The 18,466-nt window shown below is 62.2% G+C and carries 13 protein-coding genes; 2 read left to right on the top strand and 11 right to left on the bottom strand.

Features of this window, described 5'->3' with window-relative positions; all coding sequences use genetic code 11:
• Positions 1–9: 9 nt before the first annotated feature.
• The 3 genes from ABM562_RS21595 to ABM562_RS21585 are packed head-to-tail and all read right to left on the bottom strand — an operon-like array spanning position 10 to position 1,761.
• Complete coding sequence (locus ABM562_RS21595; RefSeq protein ID WP_010222262.1) at positions 10–282, bottom strand: phosphopantetheine-binding protein; 273 nt, start codon at positions 280–282, stop codon at positions 10–12.
• Positions 257–1,069 (bottom strand): lysophospholipid acyltransferase family protein, encoded by an 813-nt coding sequence (locus tag ABM562_RS21590; protein WP_115089343.1) that lies wholly within the window; start codon positions 1,067–1,069, stop codon positions 257–259. The genes ABM562_RS21595 and ABM562_RS21590 overlap by 26 nt, the downstream gene beginning before the upstream one ends.
• A complete protein-coding gene (locus tag ABM562_RS21585; protein WP_134061216.1) occupies positions 1,045–1,761 on the bottom strand; it encodes a beta-ketoacyl synthase chain length factor in 717 nt (238 codons plus the stop codon). Before ABM562_RS21585 ends, ABM562_RS21590 begins: the two co-directional genes overlap by 25 nt.
• 316 nt (positions 1,762–2,077) lie before the next feature.
• Here ABM562_RS21585 and ABM562_RS21580 point away from each other — a divergent pair, with 316 nt between their 5' ends.
• Positions 2,078–2,851 (top strand): ParA family protein, encoded by a 774-nt coding sequence (locus ABM562_RS21580; protein WP_038997609.1) that lies wholly within the window; start codon positions 2,078–2,080, stop codon positions 2,849–2,851.
• Here ABM562_RS21580 and trxC read toward each other — a convergent pair.
• From trxC to betI, 7 genes are all read right to left on the bottom strand, one after another.
• Positions 2,848–3,282, bottom strand: a complete 435-nt coding sequence (trxC, locus tag ABM562_RS21575; protein WP_134061217.1) for a thioredoxin TrxC — start codon at positions 3,280–3,282, stop codon at positions 2,848–2,850. The genes ABM562_RS21580 and trxC overlap by 4 nt on opposite strands.
• A 79-nt stretch (positions 3,283–3,361) precedes the next feature.
• Positions 3,362–4,822, bottom strand: coding sequence for a protein adenylyltransferase SelO (selO, locus tag ABM562_RS21570; RefSeq protein ID WP_460423283.1), 1,461 nt, complete (start codon positions 4,820–4,822; stop codon positions 3,362–3,364).
• Between the two features lie 58 nt (positions 4,823–4,880).
• Positions 4,881–8,231, bottom strand: coding sequence for a mechanosensitive channel MscK (gene mscK, locus ABM562_RS21565; protein WP_115089331.1), 3,351 nt, complete (start codon positions 8,229–8,231; stop codon positions 4,881–4,883).
• 39 nt (positions 8,232–8,270) lie between these two features.
• Positions 8,271–10,013, bottom strand: coding sequence for a potassium/proton antiporter (locus ABM562_RS21560; RefSeq protein ID WP_460423281.1), 1,743 nt, complete (start codon positions 10,011–10,013; stop codon positions 8,271–8,273).
• Positions 10,014–10,427: 414 nt separating this feature from the next.
• Entirely contained in the window at positions 10,428–12,119 is a 1,692-nt protein-coding gene (gene betA / locus ABM562_RS21555; protein WP_134061219.1) for a choline dehydrogenase, read from the bottom strand.
• 151 nt (positions 12,120–12,270) lie between these two features.
• On the bottom strand, positions 12,271–13,743 hold the full coding sequence (gene betB / locus ABM562_RS21550) for a betaine-aldehyde dehydrogenase (protein ID WP_115089326.1): 1,473 nt from the start codon (positions 13,741–13,743) through the stop codon (positions 12,271–12,273).
• Positions 13,744–13,774: 31 nt separating this feature from the next.
• Positions 13,775–14,440 (bottom strand): transcriptional regulator BetI, encoded by a 666-nt coding sequence (gene betI, locus ABM562_RS21545; protein WP_010222276.1) that lies wholly within the window; start codon positions 14,438–14,440, stop codon positions 13,775–13,777.
• 422 nt (positions 14,441–14,862) lie between these two features.
• On the opposite strand from betI, the gene betT reads away from it, so the two are divergent.
• Complete coding sequence (gene betT / locus ABM562_RS21540; RefSeq protein WP_258578662.1) at positions 14,863–16,866, top strand: choline BCCT transporter BetT; 2,004 nt, start codon at positions 14,863–14,865, stop codon at positions 16,864–16,866.
• 63 nt (positions 16,867–16,929) lie between these two features.
• On the opposite strand, the gene ABM562_RS21535 is transcribed toward betT, so the two are convergent.
• Positions 16,930–18,378: a trypsin-like serine peptidase gene (locus ABM562_RS21535; RefSeq protein ID WP_460423278.1), complete on the bottom strand. Its 1,449-nt coding sequence runs from the start codon at positions 18,376–18,378 to the stop codon at positions 16,930–16,932.
• Positions 18,379–18,466: the final 88 nt, after the last annotated feature.

Genomic DNA, 18,466 nt, shown 5'->3' with positions numbered 1-18,466 from the left:
GGTGCTGTCTCAGGCTGCCTGTTTGGCGGTGACGAAAGCCGCAAGGCTGGCCACGCTGGTGAAATGGTTGCGGGTGTCCTTGGCGTCGGCGTCGATCTTGATGCCGTACTTTTTCTGGATCGCCAGGCCGAGCTCGAGGGCGTCCACCGAATCCAGACCCAGGCCTTCGCCGAACAGGGTCTGCTCGTCGCCGATGTCCTGGGCGCTGATGTCTTCCAGGCCCAGGGCGTCGATGATCAACAGCTTGATGTCGTGGTTAAGGGTGTTCTGTGGATCGCTCATCTTCGGCGAGCTCCTTGGTGAAGTGCTGATGCAGGTGATCATTGAGTTTGCGCGAGGCCTGCGGGGCAGGGCCTTGTGCGGCGAAGGCCTGCGGGTCGATGTCGGCACCGACCTGCAGGCTGAAATGCACCCGGCACTGGGGAATGCGGTACCAGGGTTCGGCCTTGGTCAGGGTGCTGGGGGTGACCTTGATGGTGACCGGGGTGATGATCTTTGCACCGCGCAGGGCAATGGCTGCGGCGCCGCGATGAAAGGCAGGCGGCTGGCCCGGCTGGGTGCGGGTGCCTTCGGGGAAGATGATCAGGGTCTGGCCGCCTTGCAGCGCCGTTACGGCGCTGTCGAGCATGTCGATGCTGCCGTCGTTGCTGATGTATTCGGCCGAACGCACCGGGCCGCGGGTGCAGGGGTTGTGCCAGAGGCTCTGCTTGACCACACAGTTGGCCTGGCGCACCAGGCCGATGAGGAACACTACGTCGATCAGCGACGGGTGGTTGGCGATGATCATCTGCCCCGGGCGGCCGAGCTTTTCGGCGCCCTTGACCTCATAGGTGAGCACGCCGCTGGCGGCCATGAAGCGGATGAAGCGCCAGAACAGCCAACTGATGGTGTGCCGGGCGCGCTGGCGATGGCGTGCGGCATCGCCGGGCAGACAGGCCAGCAACGGGAAGACCAGCAGGCGCAGGCACAGGCCGCCGATGCCGAACAGCAGGAAGCTGATGGCGGTGGCGAGCAGGCGCCAGTAATAGGCGTCACGCGGTCTGCTTATGGCTTGCGTTGCCAGTTCCATGTGCGGCTCTTCCAGGTGTGGGTACAAGTGCGTTGGCCAGTGAGCAGGCAACGCAACCAGCTCAAGGCATGGGGTTCTGTTACCGCAGCAACGGCGGCTTTACCGCCCAGGTCCAGTTGCCAGTCATCGCCGGGGGTCAACAACAGGCCCAGGGCATAGGCGAAAGGCACGTCATCGATCCTTGGGCCATAGGCCGCTGGCGGCTGTTCTTCGGTGACGATCAACAGCACCGCGGGCGCGCCTTCGCGCAGCAGGCAGGCGGCTTCCATTACGCCTTGTTCGAAACCGTCGCCGGCAGCAGCCAGGGCGGTCATTTCACTGGTTTCGCCACGCATGATCGACCACAGGCCGATGACCGCGTTGTGTACCGACAAGCTGAACTGGGTTGGCGACAGCGGCTGCTCATTGGCCAGGTCGCTGAGGATTTCGAAGGTGCGCGGGGTTTCGCCATGCCGGGAAACGAACACCAGCGGCAAATCTTGCAAACCTTCGGCCAGTGGCCAGCCCACGGCAAAAGCCATGCGCGCCAGGCGGCTTAGACGACGGCGTTGCATGGCCGGCAAAAACGACACATCCGGTGCCTGTTCAGCCATTTCTGGCAAGTGGTTTGCCTGGCTCCAGGCCTGCCAATCGGCAGCCGTCTGCAGGCCTGGTGCCCACGCGCGCCACTGGCTGATATTGAATGTGATCACTTTGCTGTACTTCCCGCCCTGAGGGACTTCCTTGCCGAGGGAGTAACTCGGAACAACGACCTGACAGGGTGTGGCGCAATCGCCGAGTGGCGCGCATTATCCCGGTGCCGTCGGCGTGTAGCAAATACTGGTTACAAAACTGCAGTTTGAAACAGACCTCGAATGTTCTGCTTCGTCAGGTAAGCCTGGTTTTTTCCCGACCAACGGCGGTCACGGGTTGTCGGTCGATTCCTCGACAACTTGAGCCCGACGGTGCTGGTCAAGTGGACCCTGTGCACACATACTCGGTCATCCCCAGACACACGGAGGTCATTCCATGCGGCGCGTGGTGTTCAATCAGAAAGGTGGCGTTGGCAAATCGAGCATTGCCTGCAACCTGGCGGCGGTGAGTGCCAATGAAGGCTATCGGACGCTGTTGATCGACCTGGATGCCCAGGCCAACTCGACCCAGTACCTCACCGGCCTGACCGGCGAGGACATTCCCATGGGCATTGCCGACTTCTTCAAGCAGACCCTGTCCTCCGGACCGTTTGCCAAGAAGAACAAAGTCGATATCTACGAAACGCCCTTCGACAACCTGCATGTGGTGACCGCCACCGCCGAGCTTGCGGACCTGCAGCCCAAGCTTGAGGCCAAGCACAAGATCAACAAGCTGCGCAAACTGCTGGATGAGCTGGATGAGGACTATGACCGAATCTACCTGGATACTCCGCCGGCGCTTAACTTCTACGCTGTTTCTGCGTTGATCGCCGCTGATCGTGTATTGATTCCCTTCGATTGCGACAGTTTTTCCCGCCAGGCGCTGTATGGCCTGCTGGCCGAAATCGAAGAACTCAAGGACGATCACAACGAAGAGCTGCAGGTCGAAGGCATCGTCGTCAATCAGTTCCAGGCCCGCGCCAGCCTGCCCCAGCAGATGCTTGACGAATTGATCGCCGAGGGCCTGCCGGTGCTGCCGGTGTACCTCAACAGCTCGGTGAAAATGCGTGAGTCACACCAGGCCAGCCTGCCGCTGATTCACCTGGAACCGCGGCACAAGCTGACCCAGCAGTTCGTCGAACTGCACGCCCTGCTCGAAGAAAACGCTTAAATCCCCTGGCTGCGTAGCCACTCCAGCAGTTGCTGGAGTGGGAATGCACCGCTCTGGCGTGCCACTTCCCGGCCGTTTCTGAACAGGATCAGGCTGGGAATCGAACGAATCGCCAATTGTCCGGCCAGTTGCTGGTTGGCTTCGCTGTCCAGCTTGGCCAGGCGACAGCGCCCGCTCAACTGGCTGGCCGCCTGGGCAAAGATCGGCGCAAACGACTTGCACGGCCCGCACCAGTCGGCCCAGACATCGACCAGCAGCGGCAGGTCGCCCTTGATCTGGCTGGCGTAGTCGCCCTGTTGCAAATCGAACGGCGTGCTCAGCAGGACCGGGTTCTTGCAGCGACCGCATTTCGGACTGTCGCCAAGGCGCTCGCCGGGAATGCGGTTGAGGCCGTTGCAGTGGGGGCAGGGGATGAGTAGTGGGTCAGTCATGACAGCTCCGGAGATTGCGACCGGTTTGCGGTCGTTCGCGGGTCAAGCCCGCTCCTACAGGTTAAATAGTTCAAGTCCGTCACGACGAGCAACTGATCTCCAGGTGCTTGCCCCACTCAGGTGGCCGCTGGGCGTAGGCTTGCATTCCCGGCTGCTCGTCGAATGGCTTGCTCAGCACCTGGTGCAGCCGGCGTACTTCCTCGTAATCGCCCCTCTCAGCCGCCTCGATGGCGCGCTGGGCCAGGTAGTTGCGCAGGATGTACAGCGGGTTGACCGCATGCATGCGTTCGCGCCGGCCTTCGGCGTTGCCGGGTTCGCGCTGCAGGCGTGCGAGGTAGTCTGCTGACCACAGGTCAAAGCCGGCCAGGTCGATGAAGTCGTCGCGCACCACCTGCAGCGCCTGCTCGGCGGGCTGGTCGCCGAGATTACGGAAAAACAGGGTGTAGTCCACCGCGCCCGGTTGCATCAGTTGCAGCAGGCGTTCGATCAGCGGCTTGTCGTCGTCTTCGGCCCGGGTCAGGCCCAGGCGCCGGCGCATCAGGTCCAGGTAATGGGCCTCGTACAGCGGCAGGAATAGCCCGAGGGTTTCCTGCAGCGCTTCGACACTGATGAACGGCGTCAGGGCCTGGGCCAGGGCGCTGAGGTTCCAGTGGGCGATGGGCACCTGGTTGCTGTAGCTATAGCGGCCCTGGTCATCGGAGTGGTTGCAGATGAAGTTGGCGTCGAAGTCGTCGAGGAAGGCATAGGGGCCGAAGTCGAAGGTGATGCCCAGGATCGACATGTTGTCGGTGTTCATCACCCCGTGGCAGAAACCGTAAGCCTGCCAGCGAGCGATCAGCTCGGCATTGCGCTCGACGATGGTGCGGAACATGGCCAGGTACGGCTCGGGCGCTTCGCGGCATTCGGCAAAGTGCGTGTCGAGTACGTGATCGACGAGGATGCGCTGCTGTTCGGGCTGGCGGGTGTAATAGAAATACTCGAAATGGCCGAAGCGTACATGGCTCGGTGCCAGGCGCAGCAGCATGGCCGCGCGTTCCTGGGTTTCACGCCAGACCGGGGTGCTCGAGCCGATCACGCACAGCGCTCGGCTGCTGGGGATGCCCAGGGCTGGCAAGGCTTCGGAAGCGAGGAACTCGCGGATCGACGAACGCAGTACCGCACGGCCATCCCCCATGCGCGAGTATGGCGTCTGCCCGGCGCCCTTGAGGTGCAGGTCCCAGGATTCGCCGGCGTCGTTGTGCACTTCGCCCAGCAACAGGCCGCGGCCATCACCCAGGCGCGGATTGTAGGAGCCGAACTGATGCCCGGAGTAGACCATCGCCCGCGGCTCGGCCTCGGCCCACAGCTTGTGGCCGCCGAACAGTTCGGCAAATACCGGGGAATGGGCTTCGGTTGGCTCCAGGTCGAGCAGCGCCATGGCCGCTTCGCTGGCGACCACCAGGCGCGGCTCGGCGATCGGCTCGGGCAACACCGAAGTAGAGAAGGCATCGCCCAGGCGGGCGAAACGGTTATCGAAAGTCAGTTCGTCGAGGGCTTTCAACGGCCATCTCCTGGAGAAAACCTGAGTATTCTGCAAGGGTATGGCCGTTGGCGTCCAGTCAGGCCGGTTTGCCCGGGGCCTCGTCGCCGGGCTTGTCGCCATTCGTGGCGTTTGGCAGCACGGTCTTGTCGAGGTTTTCCACCGGGACCATCTTGTACTCCTGGCCCTGCATGTTCTTCAGGTAGATCTCCATCTGCCGGAAGGAGATGTTGATGTGCTGCTTCTTGAACTCTTTGTTGATGTAGCGGTTGATCTCGTCGAGTACCGGGTTGCGGTCGCCCAGATCTCGCACATGCATGCGCAGTTCGTGGTCCAGGGTACTTTCGCCGAAGTTGAGGAAATAGACGATCGGCGCCGGTTCCTTGAGTACCCGCGGGTTGTCGTTGGCGGCCTTGAGCAGCAGGGTGCGCACCAGGTCGAGGTCCGAGCCGTAGTCGACGCCAAGCTTGAGGGTCACCCGGGTGATGGTGTCGGTCAGCGACCAGTTGATCAGTTGCCCGGTGATGAAGGTCTTGTTCGGGACAATGATGTCCTTGCGGTCGAAGTCGGTGATGGTGGTGGCGCGAATGCGGATCTTGCTCACCGTGCCGGAGAGGTTGCCGATGGTGATGGTGTCGCCGATCCGTACCGGGCGCTCGAACAGGATCATGATCCCGGAGATGAAGTTGGCGAAGATCTCCTGCATGCCGAAGCCCAGGCCCACCGACAGTGCGGCCACCAGCCATTGCAGCTTGTCCCAGCTGACGCCCAAGGCTGACAGGGTAGAGACGAAGCCGACCCCGGCAATCACGTAGGACAGCAACGTGGTGGTGGCGTAGGCGCTGCCCTGGGCCAGGTTCAGGCGTGATAGCACCAGCACTTCCAGCAGGCCAGGCAAGTTGCCGGCCAGGGCAACGGTGATGCCGATGATCACCAGTGCGCCCAGCAGATCGCGCAGGCTGATCGGTACCATGCTCATGGCCGCGCCGGTGCCGCTGGTGTACTCGTACAGGGTGATGTTGTCGAGGTAGGCGAACACGCTGATCAGGTCCGACCAGACCCAGTACAGGGCGGCGATGAAACCGCCGAGCAGGGCCAGGCGAATCAGGCGCAGGGACTGCTGGTTGACCTGTTCGATGTCCAGGGTCGGTTCTTCAACCAGCACTTCGCCATCCAGGCCTTCTTTGGCCGCCTGGCGCTTGCTCAGCGCCCGCTGGTAGGCCAGGCGCCGGGCGGCCACGGCCAGACCGCGGACAAAGGCGGCTTCGATCACCAGCCAGAACATCAGCAGGTACAGGGTATCGATCAGGCGATCGGTGAGCTTGAGCGCGGTGTAGTAGTAGCCAAAGCACACGGCAATGAACAGCGCCACCGGCAGTGCGGTGAAGGCCACGCCCACGGCCTTGCGGAACAGCGAGGCGTTGCGGTGGGTAGGGCTGCTCAACAGCAGGCGGCTGAGCAGCCAGGCCATCAAGGCATAGCAGGTCAGCACCACGCCGATGCCGAGTACGTCCTCAGCCAGCGCCGAAGGTTGATGCTCGGCCACCGCCACCACGCCGACCAGGGCCAGGACCACGGTGCCGAGGCGGCGGATCCAGCCGCGGAGGAATTCGACCTGGGGTTTTTCCCAGCGAAAGTGCAGTTCGGCCACCCCGCCCGGGGCGAGTATCCGGTAGGCGGTGTAGAACACCAGCCAGGCCTGGGCCACCTGGAACAGCGCCGAGGCGAGGTTGGCGTTCTGCCCGCGGGCGTCGATCTGCAGGGCATAGCCGCACAAGGCCAGGCCCAGGCTCAGGGGCATGGCCAGGAGGATGTTGACCAGGATCGCCTGGGGTGTGTGCCACTGGCTGTCACGCTTGAAGTGGCCGACATCCTGGTGAACCTTGGTCAGGCGCGCATACAGGTACTTGCGCCGCCACAGCAGGGCGCCGATCAGCAGTAGCAAGGGCAGGAACAACAACGGGCGCTGGGCCAGGCCGTCGGTCAGTTCCCTCAGGCCCGAACCCCAGGGCAGGCTGACCACTTGTTTCTGCAGGCGCTCGGGGACGGTGCGGAGCCATTCCAGGTCCAGCGGCTTGTTGCTGGGGATCCAGAACATCTGCTCATCAAGGGTTGCACGCAGGTTCTGTGCGGTGCTGAACAGTTGCTTCTGGTTCAGCTGCAGGGTGATCGATTCGTTGAGCAGCGCGCTCAGTTCACGGTTCAGGCGTTCGAGCAGGTCGCTGCGGGTGATCGCCACTTCCAGCAGGGCCTTGCGCAGTTGCGGGGTGACGGTCTCGGGCGGTTGTGCGGTGAGCAGCTTGTCGACATAGCTGCTGGGGCTGCTGAGCTGCTCGCGCTGCTGGTTGATCTCGAACTGGTACAGGCGGATGTCGGCAATCTGGTCGGCCAGGTCGCGGTCGAGCTTCAGGTGCGGCAGCGCCTGCTTCTGCTTGTAGAGGATCTTCGACAGCAGCAGGCTGCCCTTGAGCACGCTGATCTGTTCGTCCAGGGCCTGGTCGCTCTGGGTCAGGGTGTCCAGTTGCTGTTTGGTCTTGAGGTTCTGCTGGGTCAGTTCGTTGAGGCGGTCGGTGCTGCGCAGCAGGTAGTCGGAGAGCTTGAGGTTGGCGGCGCTTTCGGTGGCCAGCAGGGTGCTGCCGCCGGCCTTCTGCGCTTCGATCGATTGCTCGGTGACGGTCTGCTGGGACTGGGCCAGGCGCTTCTGGTTGATCAGCGTCTGCAGGTCCTGGATTTCCTGCTCCAGGCGCGTGGCGCGTTCGATCAGCAGGTCATGCTGGCTGTTGCCCAGGTCCTGCAGCAGGCTGTTGCCGGCCAGTTCCTGGCGGCGCAGCAGGGTCAGGGCGTTGAGGGCGGCCAGTTCGGCGTTGAGCTGGTTGCGCTGGTCGGCGTTGAGCGGTTTGCCGCCGTCCTTGCCGATCTTCAGGCTGGTGTTGATCTGCTGGGTGCGGGTCTGGTTGGCGCTGATTTCTGCCTGGGCCCGTTCGGGCCGGGTCTGCGCGGTAATGGTCAGGCTGTTGGCCTCGGACAGCGCTTTTTGCAGTTCGCCCTGCTCGGTAGTGCGCTCGGCCAGCAATTGCTCCAGCTGCGGCACGCTGGAGCTAGCGTAGCGCTGGGCGACCGGGATCACCTTGCTGTCCTTGAGCTTGGCCAGCTCGCGCTGGTTATCGCTGGTCTGGCGCGGTGCGTCGCTGAGCTGGTGCTTGAGCGCAGCGAGCTTCTTCTCGCTGTCCTCTTTGTTGCCGAGGAAGGTCAGGGTCTGTTCGAGCACCTGCTGCAGGGCTTTCTGTTCAGCCTCGGGCAGCTTGCGCTCGGCGATCTTGTCCAGGCTTTTCTGGATCGACGCTGTGGTTGGCGGTTCAGCTGCCCAGACCGGGGTGAAGGACAGGCACAGCCCGATCAGGGCTGCGCTTAACAAAGTGCGCAGGGACATAGGCAGAAAATTCGTACAGGCAGAGGCGAAGAACGGAGTTTAAAGGAACAACCCAGGGCCGGGTCGAGTACCTTCGGGGAATTTGACGCCCACTTTGAGGATCTTGTTCCCTTCCATGACCGCAACAGTCCACAAGGTACTGTTCCATTCGATCTGGTCGCCGACCACCGGCGCGCCACCAACCTTCTGCGCAATGAAGCGGCTGAGCGGCGTGTGCGGGTCCTGGCCGTCGAGCTGCAAACCGTACAACGCCGCTACAGCCCCCAGTTCTGCGTCACCTTCGAGCACGAAGTCACCAAAGAAGCGCAGGTCGAGGCCGCGCTGCGGAGCCTGGCTGAACAGCTTGCCGAGGGCCGGCAGGTTGTGTTCGTGGCCGATTACGCAGAGGAGATCGTCGACTTCCAGGGTGGTACTTCCCGACGGATGGAGCAGTTGCTGGCCGCGAAACAGGGCCGCGATGCGGGTGCCTTCGGGCATTTTCAGCTCACGCAGGGCGGCACCGATGCACCATTTTTCGGCGCCCAGGCGATAGACGAACAGTTCCCACTCGCTGGTGATGTGCACTTCCAGGGCCGAACGGGAAATTGGCGCAGGGTCTGGCGGTACTGTCACTTTCAGCAGTTTGGCCACCCACGGCAGGCTGGTGCCTTGGACCAAAAGCGAGACCAGCACGATGAAGAACGCCAGGTTGAAGAACAGCTGGGCATCGGGCAGCCCGGCCATCAGCGGGAACACCGCAAGAATGATCGGTACCGCGCCGCGCAGGCCAACCCAGGAGATAAAGGCTTTTTCGCGGCCATGGAAGGCCTTGAACGGCAGCAGGCTGGCGGCCACCGACAGTGGCCGGGCAAAGATGATCATCCACAGCGCCAGGCCCAGCGCCGGCAATGCGATCGGCAGCAGGTCGTGAGGCGTCACCAGCAGGCCGAGGACCAGGAACATGCCGATCTGCGCCAGCCAGGCCATGCCGTCGAGCATGTGCAGGATGCCATGGCGGCTGCGGATCGGCCGGTTGCCCAGCACCAGGCCACACAGGTACACGGCAAGGAAGCCGCTGCCGTGCAGGGCGTTGGTCAGCGAGAACACTACCAGGCCGCCGGCCACCACCAGGATCGGGTACAGGCCGCCGGCGAGGTTGATGCGGTTGACCAGCTGCAGCATCAGCCAGCCGCCCCCCAGGCCCAGCAGGCCGCCGATGCCGAACTCGCGCAACAGGTGAGTGAGCAGGCTCCAGTGCAGGCCGGTCTGGCCGCTGGCGATCATGTCGATCAGGGTTACGGTGAGAAACACCGCCATCGGGTCGTTACTGCCCGATTCGATCTCGAGGGTTGCCGTAACCCGTTCGTTCAGGCCTTTGCCGCCGAGCAGCGAGAACACCGCCGCGGCATCGGTGGAACCGACGATGGCGCCGATCAGCAGGCCCTGGATGATGCTCAGGTCGAACAGCCAGGCGGCAACCATGCCGGTCAAGCCGGTAGTGATCAGTACGCCCACCGTGGCCAGCGACAGCGCCGGCCACAGGGCCACGCGGAAACTCGCCACCCGCGTGCGCAGGCCGCCGTCGAGAAGGATCACCGCCAGTGCCAGGTTGCCCACCAGGTAGGCGGTCGGGTAGTTGTTGAAGATGATGCCGCCGCCATCGACCCCGGCAATCATGCCGACCGCGAGGATGATGACCAGGATCGGGATGCCCAGACGTGAAGAAAGTGAGCTGACCAGAATACTTGCACCTACCAGCAATGCGCCGATCAAGAACAGGCTATTGATGGTGGACGCATCCAAAGGCAGTACTCCGGGGGAAAGCAGGAAGGGGGCGGCTTGCTTTCGATAAGCAGGTCGCGTGCCAAGGATTCTAACCTGAGGGGTTGGCGGGGTGTAAAGGGTTAATCGCGGGTACAAAAAAAGCACCTCGCAAGGTGCCTTCTTTGTGTTGCTTGCGCTGACGCCATCGCTGGCAGTACTCCGGGGGAAAGCAGGAAGGGGGCGGCTTGCTTTCGATAAGCAGGTCGCGTGCCAAGGATTCTAACCTGAGGGGTTGGCGGGGTGTAAAGGGTTAATCGCGGGTACAAAAAAAGCACCTCGCAAGGTGCCTTCTTTGTGTTGCTTGCGCTGACGCCATCGCTGGCAAGCCAGCTCCCACAGGAATGGTACAGCCCTTGTGGGAGCTGGCTTGCCAGCGATGGGCGTTGCAGGATTTTAGGCCTGCTTGACCTCACGCATCGCCTTGCCCTTGACCGGCGTGCCGTTGGCGACGTAGTACTTGGCGGTGCTACGCGGCAGCGGCTGGCGGTTGCGGATCTTGTCGGCGATTTTCTCGGCGATCATGATCGTGGTGGCGTTGAGGTTGCCGGTGATGATGATCGGCATGATCGAGGCATCGACCACCCGCAGACCTTGCATGCCATGCACGCGGCCCTGGCCGTCGACCACCGCCATGTCGTCGTCGCCCATCTTGCACGAGCAGGACGGGTGGAACGCGGTTTCGGCGTGCTCGCGGATGAACTTGTCCAGTTCCTCGTCGGTCTGCACGTCGGCGCCCGGGCTGATTTCGCGGCCACGGTAGGCGTCCAGCGCAGGCTGGGCCATGATTTCGCGGGTCAGGCGGATGCCATCACGGAATTCCTGCCAGTCCTGCTCGGTCGCCATGTAGTTGAACAGGATGCTCGGGTGCTGGCGCGGGTCCTTGGACTTGAGCTGGATACGGCCGCGGCTAGGCGAGCGCATCGAACCCATGTGGGCCTGGAAGCCGTGTTCCTGTACGCCGTTGCTGCCGTTGTAATTGATCGCAACCGGCAGGAAGTGGTACTGGATGTTCGGCCATTCGAACTCTTCGCGAGTACGGATGAAACCACCGGCTTCGAACTGGTTGCTGGCGCCGATACCGGTGCCTTTGAACAGCCACTCGGCACCGATGGCTGGCTGGTTGTACCAGAGCAGCGACGGGTACAGCGAAACCGGCTGGGTGCAGGCGTATTGCAGGTACAGCTCAAGGTGGTCCTGCAGGTTCTCGCCCACGCCTGGCAGGTCATGAACCACAGGCACGTTGAGGCTTTCCAGCAGGGCGCGCGGGCCAACGCCGGAGCGTTGCAGCAGTTGCGGCGAAGCGATGGCGCCGGAGCAGACGATCACTTCCTTGCGTGCACGGGCTTCGACGCGCTCTTCGCTGGCGCCGACCAGGTAGCTCACGCCAACAGCGCGCTTGCCGTCGAACAGCACGCGATCGCTCAGGGCGTGAGTGACGATGGTCAGGGTCGAGCGCTTCTTGGCGGTGTCCAGGTAGCCGCGGGCGGTGCTGGAGCGACGGCCTTTAGGCGTCACGGTACGGTCCATCGGGCCGAAACCTTCCTGCTGGTAGCCGTTGAGGTCTTCGGTACGCGGGTAACCGGCCTGCACGCCGGCTTCGACCATGGCGTGGAACAGCGGGTTGTTGCCGGCTTTAGGCGTGGTCACGCTGACCGGGCCTTCGCCGCCGTGGTAATCGTTGGCGCCGATGTCGCGGGTTTCCGCTTTGCGGAAGTACGGCAGGCAGTCCAGGTAGGTCCAGTCCTCAAGGCCTGGCAGTTTTGCCCAGCCGTCGAAGTCCATGGCGTTGCCGCGGATGTAGCACATGCCGTTGATCAGCGACGAGCCACCCAGGCCCTTGCCGCGACCGCATTCCATCCGGCGGCCGTCCATGTGCGGCTCCGGGTCGGTCTCGTAGGCCCAGTTGTAGCGGCGGCCCTGCAGCGGGAAGGCCAGCGCGGCTGGCATCTGGGTGCGGAAGTCCATGCGGTAGTCAGGGCCACCGGCCTCGAGCAGCAGGACAGTCACGCCTTCGTCTTCGGTCAGGCGGGTCGCCAGGGTATTACCGGCAGAGCCGGCACCGACGATGATGTAGTCATATTCCATGGCTTTCTCCGAAAGCAGCTGCAAGCCTCAAGCTACAAGCCGCAAGAAAATGCGGTCGTGCGAGGCTCGCAAATGAGTGAGAGCTGCAAGAGCCGGTTGGCGCAACACGCACCGGCTTTGACTTGCAGCTTGCCGCTTGAAGCTTGTCGCTTCAGAACACCGAGTTGTAGGAACCCAGCTCAACTTGAACGGATTTGATGCGAGTGTACTGAGCCAGCGAGCTCACGCCGTTTTCACGGCCGACACCGGATTGCTTGTAACCGCCGACCGGCATTTCGGCTGGCGACTCGCCCCAGGCGTTGATCCAGCAGATACCGGCTTCCAGCTGGTGGATGATGCGGTGGGCGCGGCTGATGTCGTTGGTGCACACGCCCGCGGCCAGGCCGTATTCGGTGTCGTTGGCACGGCGGATGACTTCTTCTTCGCTCTCGTAGGAGAGGATGCTCATCACTGGGCCGAAGATCTCTTCCTTGACGATGGTCATGTCGTCACGGCAGTCGGTGAACACGGTAGGTGCCACGAACGCGCCCTTGGCCAGTTCGCCTTCGGTCAGACGCTCGCCGCCGCACAGAACGCGTGCGCCTTCTTCCTTGCCCTTGGCGATGTAGCCCAGCACGCTTTCCATGTGGGCGAAGCTGACCAGCGGGCCGAAGTTGGTGTTTTCGTCTTCAGGGTTGCCAACGCGGATGCGGGCAACGCGCTCGGCGATCTTGGCTTCGAAAGCCGCTTTCATCGAGGCAGGGACGAATACGCGGGTGCCGTTGGTGCAGACCTGGCCCGAGCTGTAGAAGTTGGCCATCATGGCGATGTCGGCGGCGCGATCGAGGTCGGCGTCGTCGCAGATGATCAGCGGCGACTTGCCGCCCAGTTCCATGGTGACTTCCTTGAGCGTCGAGCTCGAGGCGCTGGCCATGACCTTCTTGCCGGTGGTGGTGCCGCCGGTGAAGGAGATTTTCTCGATGCGTGGGTGCTCGGTCAGCCAGGTGCCGACTTCGCGGCCGCTGCCGGTCAGAACGTTGAACACGCCGTCCGGCAGGCCGGCTTCGGTGTAGATCTCGGCCAGTTTCAGGGTGGTCAGCGAGGTGACTTCGCTCGGCTTGAAGATCATCGCGTTACCGGCCGCGAGGGCAGGTGCGGATTTCCACAGGGCGATCTGGATCGGGTAGTTCCAGGCGCCGATACCGGCGGTCACGCCCAGCGGCTCGCGGCGGGTGTAGACGAACGAGCTGTCGCGCAGCGGGATCTGCTCGCCTTCGATGGCCGGTACCAGGCCTGCGTAGTATTCCAGCACGTCGGCGCCGGTGACGATGTCGACGTAGCGGGTTTCGGAGTAGGACTTGCCGGTGTCCAGGGTTTCCAGGGCGGCCAGCTCATCGTTGCGCTCACGCAGGATGTCGACGGCGCGGCGCAGGATGCGCGAACGCTGCATGGCGGTCATGGCGGCCCAGATTTTCTGGCCACGTTCGGCGCTTTCTACAGCGCGCTCGACGTCGGCTTCGGTAGCGCGTTGCACCTGGGCGAGGACTTCGCCGTTGGCCGGGTTGATGGCGTCGAAGGTAGCGTCGCTGGAAGCGTCGACATAACCACCATCAATGTAGAGTTTTTGCAGTTCGAAACGGGCCATAGTGTCCTCGCAAGTGCATATGTGTGTTTGGCTATCCGTGCAGCGCTCCTGCTTGTTTGGCAATCGCGACGCGCGGTGGTTCAGAGGCCTGGTTTTGCGTGTCCGGGCTCGTCTGTTTAGCCAGTTGTAGATCCATGTATTCGTAAGCGATTTGTTTCGCCTGGTCGGTGTCGAACGCGTCTCCGGACAGCGCACCGCGCAGCCACAGACCGTCGATCAACGCTGCCAGGCCACGGGCCGCGGTGCGTGCATCAGGCAGCGGCAGGACGCGGCGGAACTGGCAGCACAGGTTGGAATACAAGCGGTGATCGTTGATCCGCTGCAACCTGTGCAAAGACGGCTGGTGCATGCTGGAAGCCCAGAAGGCCAACCAGGTTTTCATTGCCGGGCCGTTGACCTGGCTGGCGTCGAAGTTGCCTTCGATAATCACCTGCAGGTGGGCGCGCGGGCTGGTGTCCTTGAGCGCCTGCCGGTTGGCGACGACGTTCTCGTTCAGCACGCTCATCAAGTACCGCATGGTCGCTGCGATCAGGCCGTTCTTGTCCTGAAAGTAGTGACTGATGATGCCATTCGACACACCGGCCAAACGGGCGATCAGCGCAATGCTGGCGTCACCCATGCCGACCTGGTCGATGGCCATCAATGTGGCTTCGATCAACTGCTGACGGCGGATGGGTTGCATACCGACCTTGGGCATCTTGCAAATCTCCTCAGGCCTGCGAGCAGTCGACGAGCGGCTGCCTCGGCGAAGGCCAGTCTATTTTGTTTTGATTGAACGTTCAATCAACAAAGAATAAGCTCTGCGACAATCTGTGCAATTGACAGGTTTTTCCTACCTGCGGCTTGCACAAATTGGCACCCCAAAAAGACGTGGAACCCCCGGAATACAAGGTGTTGACGGGTGTAAACGGCGCGTTGAACAGATCTGCCGAACGGTATAGCACCGCGCGGCCAACCCTCGGGACGGGGTTTTCGGCCTGTTTTTTTCAACGCAATCGATTCGGGATCACGGTTTTTTCAAGGTGCTTTTATAACACCTGGAGCAGTGGGGCTATTGCACCATTTGCTCGGGTAACGGTTGTTTCGTGTTTCTCTCGCACTGCCCGGAGCCTATGTGCAATGAGTTCTGCCTCCCTAATCAAGACCCCTGCCGAGAGGGTCCGGGTCAACAGCGTGGTGTTCTTCACCTCGACGTTGTTGATCCTGCTGTTGACTGCCTTGCTGATCGCAGTTCCCGAAACCGCCGGCCGCGTGCTGAACGAGGCCCAGGCCTGGTTGTCGCGCAGCTTCGGCTGGTACTACATGCTGGTGATTGGCGGCTACCTGCTGTTCGTCATCGTTCTGGCCTTCTCCAATTTCGGCAAGCTCAAGCTTGGCGGCAAGGATGACAAGCCGGACTTCAGCTACGGTGCCTGGGCCGGGATGCTGTTCTCCTCCGGTATCGGTATCTCGCTGCTGTACTTCGGCGCGTCCGAGCCGCTGGATCACTACTTCAACCCGCCTGAAGGCGCGCCGGCCAGCCTGCAATCGGCCCGTGAAGGCCTGCAGCTGACCTTCCTGCACTGGGGTCTGCATGGCTGGGCAATCTATGCCCTGGTCGGCCTGGCCGTGGCCTACTTCGCCTACCGCCACAACCAGCCGCTGGCACTGCGCTCGGCGCTGTACCCGCTGGTCGGCGAGCGTTGGGTCAAGGGTGCCGCGGGCCACACCGTCGACATCTTCGGCATGTTCGTGACCCTGCTGGGCCTGGTGACCAACCTGGGGATCGGTTCGATGCAGGTGTCCTCGGGCCTTGAGTACCTGTTCGGCATGCAGCACAGCGACACCAACCTGCTGATCGTGATCCTGGTGATGAGCACCGTGGCGACCATCGCCGCTGTTTCGGGTGTGGAGAACGGCATCCGCCGCCTGTCCAACCTGAACATCATCCTGTTCAGCGGCTTGCTGCTGTTCGTGCTGCTCAACGGCCCGACCCTGCACCTGCTCAACAGCTTCGTGCAGAACATCGGCGACTACCTCAATGGCGCGGTGCTGAAGACTTTCGACCTGTACGTCTATGAGGGCGACAGTGCCAAGTCCGAGCGCTGGCTGGGCCTGTGGACCGTGTTCTATTGGGCCTGGTGGATTTCCTGGGGCCCGTTCGTCGGCATGTTCATTGCCCGTATCTCCCGCGGTCGTACCGTGCGCGAACTGGTCGCTGGCGTGCTGCTGATCCCGCTGGGCTTCACCCTGGCCTGGCTGTCGATCTTCGGCAACTCGGCGCTGGACCTGGTAATGAACCAGGGCGCGGTGGAACTCGGGCGAACAGCGCTGGAGCAGCCGGCGATGTCGATCTACCAGCTGCTCGAGCACTATCCGTTCGCCAAGATCGTAGTCGGTGTGGCGATCTTTGTAGGCTTCGTGCTGTTCCTGACCCCAGCCGACTCCGGCGCGGTGATGATGGCCAACCTTTCCTGCAAAGGCGGCCATGTCGATGAAGATGCGCCGAACTGGCTGCGTATCCTCTGGTCGGCGATCATTACCGTGGTCACCATCGGTTTGCTTCTGGCCGGTAACTTCCAGGCCATGCAGACCATGGTGGTGCTGGCGGGGCTACCGTTCTCGGTGGTGCTGGTGCTGTTCATGTTCGGCCTGTACAAGGCGATGAAACAGGACAGCCAGGTCGAGCAGGAGCAAGCCGAACTGGCTGCCCGTGGTCGTCGCGGTTTCAGCGAGCGCCTGAGCCAGCTGGACCTGCAGCCGACCCAGGCGATCGTTCAGCGCTTCATGGACAAACGCGTCAGCCCGGCGCTCAAGGAAGCAGCCGCGCAGCTGCAGACCCTGGGCTTCCAGGTGCAGACCCGGGTCGGCCAGTCGCGCTCGGCCATGGGCCTGCGCATCGACATGGAAGAAGGCAACCCGTTCGTTTACGAAGTAAGCCTGGACGGTTACCTGGCCGCGCCGAGCGAAGCGCCGGTAGAAGGCGAGTCGGAAGTGCGCCAGCGCTTCTACCGCGCCGAGGTCTACCTGCACAACGGCAGCCAGGAATACGACCTGATGGGCTTCACCCCGGAGCAGATCACCCGTGATGTGCTCGATCAGTTCGAAAGCCACCGCCAGTTGCTGGGGCGTGTCTATAGCTGATAACGGCTGATGGACCCGAAGGGCTCTGTTCGCAGGAACAGGGCCCTTTTTCATGTACGGCTGTCAGCCGGCGGCAGGGGCTGGCAGCAGGTCGGTGCGAACAGGCGAGCGTTGTTTGATGATGTCTTGCGAATAGGTACAGAGTTTTTGCGGGAGTTTGTTCGCCTTGAACACGACGGAGCGGTTACCGAAAAAAGTCGTGTAGCCCCGCTCATCGGCACAGTCGGTACTGGCAATCGGGCCGCGCTTTGCCCGATAGGTGTCCAGATGGGGTGGGTCGAGGGTCCAGGTGACTTTGATATCACCGGAGCGCCGAGGCTCGATCAGTACGGACGGTTCTGGTACCGGGGCTTGCTCGAACAGGTCAACGGCTACGCTCATGCTGTTCGCCATTAGCGCGCGCGAGGCCGATTGCTCAGGTGACTCGACGCCGACGATACACAGAAAGTGCCTCCCGGGCTCCGGGCCAACAGTATCTTCGATCTTGGCCCGTGGCCCAGGCAGGGTGTCGCTGTAATGAGCCGGGTTCTCGCATTGCAGGGCATCCCGGGTTGTCTTGTAACGGTAAAACTGCGTGTCGATGATAAATTCATAATTCCATGACGGTACCTGCGGGCTGCCGTCCTCAGCTGTAGCGATCTTGTGTACACGCTGGAATGCATTAGGATTCTGCTGCTCCAGTGCGAAGCCCGGCAGCAGGTCGCAGCCGTCCAAGGTTAAGTCCGCTCGCCCGCCCATGCCGCAACGAAACAAGCGCGTAATAGGTACGCCATAGTTTTGCCCCTCTGACGCCGATGGTCTGTATGACCTGAATGAAGTGCTGTTGATCAGACCGACAATATTATTGTTGGCGCGGTTGAGGATGGGGCTGCCAGAGGCCCCGTCATCCATTCCCGCGCACTGATTACGCAGAATGTTGCGCCACACCCATGGGCGCTCGACATGGGCGTCGGCTTTTTGCATGGTGCAGGTGCTCAAGCGTAATCCAAGGCCGGGATTGATGGGGTCGCCGACCACCAGGATCGGGCTGCCAACGGGAGTGGGAGGGTCTATTTTCAGTGGTACGATGCCTGTTTCCATGACTGCCCTGAGTGGTGCGTCAAGCTCCAGCAGCGCAAGGTCGACACCCTGGATACTGCTCCATACCAGACGCTTGAGGGCCACGACCTGGCGTTTGCTGGCAGTGTCTGCGAAGTAGTTGAAGGCTATGGTGCCGGTTATTGGCTGGTCATGAGTAATCGTGCCATTTTTTGCATTGGCGCAATGCCCGTTAGTAATTATGTAGGCTGGCCCGTTGTTGTCGGTCCAGGGGTCCCGGGTATCAATCAGGGTGCCGATACATCCGGCGGACATTCGGCCGATGCCGCTCCAGTGAGCGTTCTGGTTGTCGGCGTTCTCGAGGGTGACGGGGCCTGCCTGATCGGCCAGGCCTTGACCATAGTCCGCGGCGGTTGCCTGCAAGGCTAAACACGCCAGTGCGGCACCCAGGTAGTGACGGGAAAACGTGCGCATGGTGAACCTCCTTGTGTATGCCTGCGCAAGTGTTCGCAAGCCGCGCTACCGGCGTGTGGTACATAGATAGTGAGCGCCATGCTGGACA

It is taken from the genome of Pseudomonas sp. ZL2, assembly GCF_054788455.1.
This window is presented reverse-complemented; position numbering and strand designations above follow the sequence as displayed.

Coding starts and splice junctions, on each gene's coding strand:
- ABM562_RS21580 (WP_038997609.1), top strand. CDS start 2,078: ATGCGGCGCGTGGTGTTCAATCAGAAAGGTGGCGTTGGCAAATCGAGC.
- trxC (WP_134061217.1), bottom strand. CDS start 3,282: ATGACTGACCCACTACTCATCCCCTGCCCCCACTGCAACGGCCTCAAC.
- betB (WP_115089326.1), bottom strand. CDS start 13,743: ATGGCCCGTTTCGAACTGCAAAAACTCTACATTGATGGTGGTTATGTC.
- betI (WP_010222276.1), bottom strand. CDS start 14,440: ATGCCCAAGGTCGGTATGCAACCCATCCGCCGTCAGCAGTTGATCGAA.
- mscK (WP_115089331.1), bottom strand. CDS start 8,231: ATGTCCCTGCGCACTTTGTTAAGCGCAGCCCTGATCGGGCTGTGCCTG.
- ABM562_RS21595 (WP_010222262.1), bottom strand. CDS start 282: ATGAGCGATCCACAGAACACCCTTAACCACGACATCAAGCTGTTGATC.
- betT (WP_258578662.1), top strand. CDS start 14,863: ATGAGTTCTGCCTCCCTAATCAAGACCCCTGCCGAGAGGGTCCGGGTC.
- ABM562_RS21590 (WP_115089343.1), bottom strand. CDS start 1,069: ATGGAACTGGCAACGCAAGCCATAAGCAGACCGCGTGACGCCTATTAC.
- betA (WP_134061219.1), bottom strand. CDS start 12,119: ATGGAATATGACTACATCATCGTCGGTGCCGGCTCTGCCGGTAATACC.
- ABM562_RS21535 (WP_460423278.1), bottom strand. CDS start 18,378: ATGCGCACGTTTTCCCGTCACTACCTGGGTGCCGCACTGGCGTGTTTA.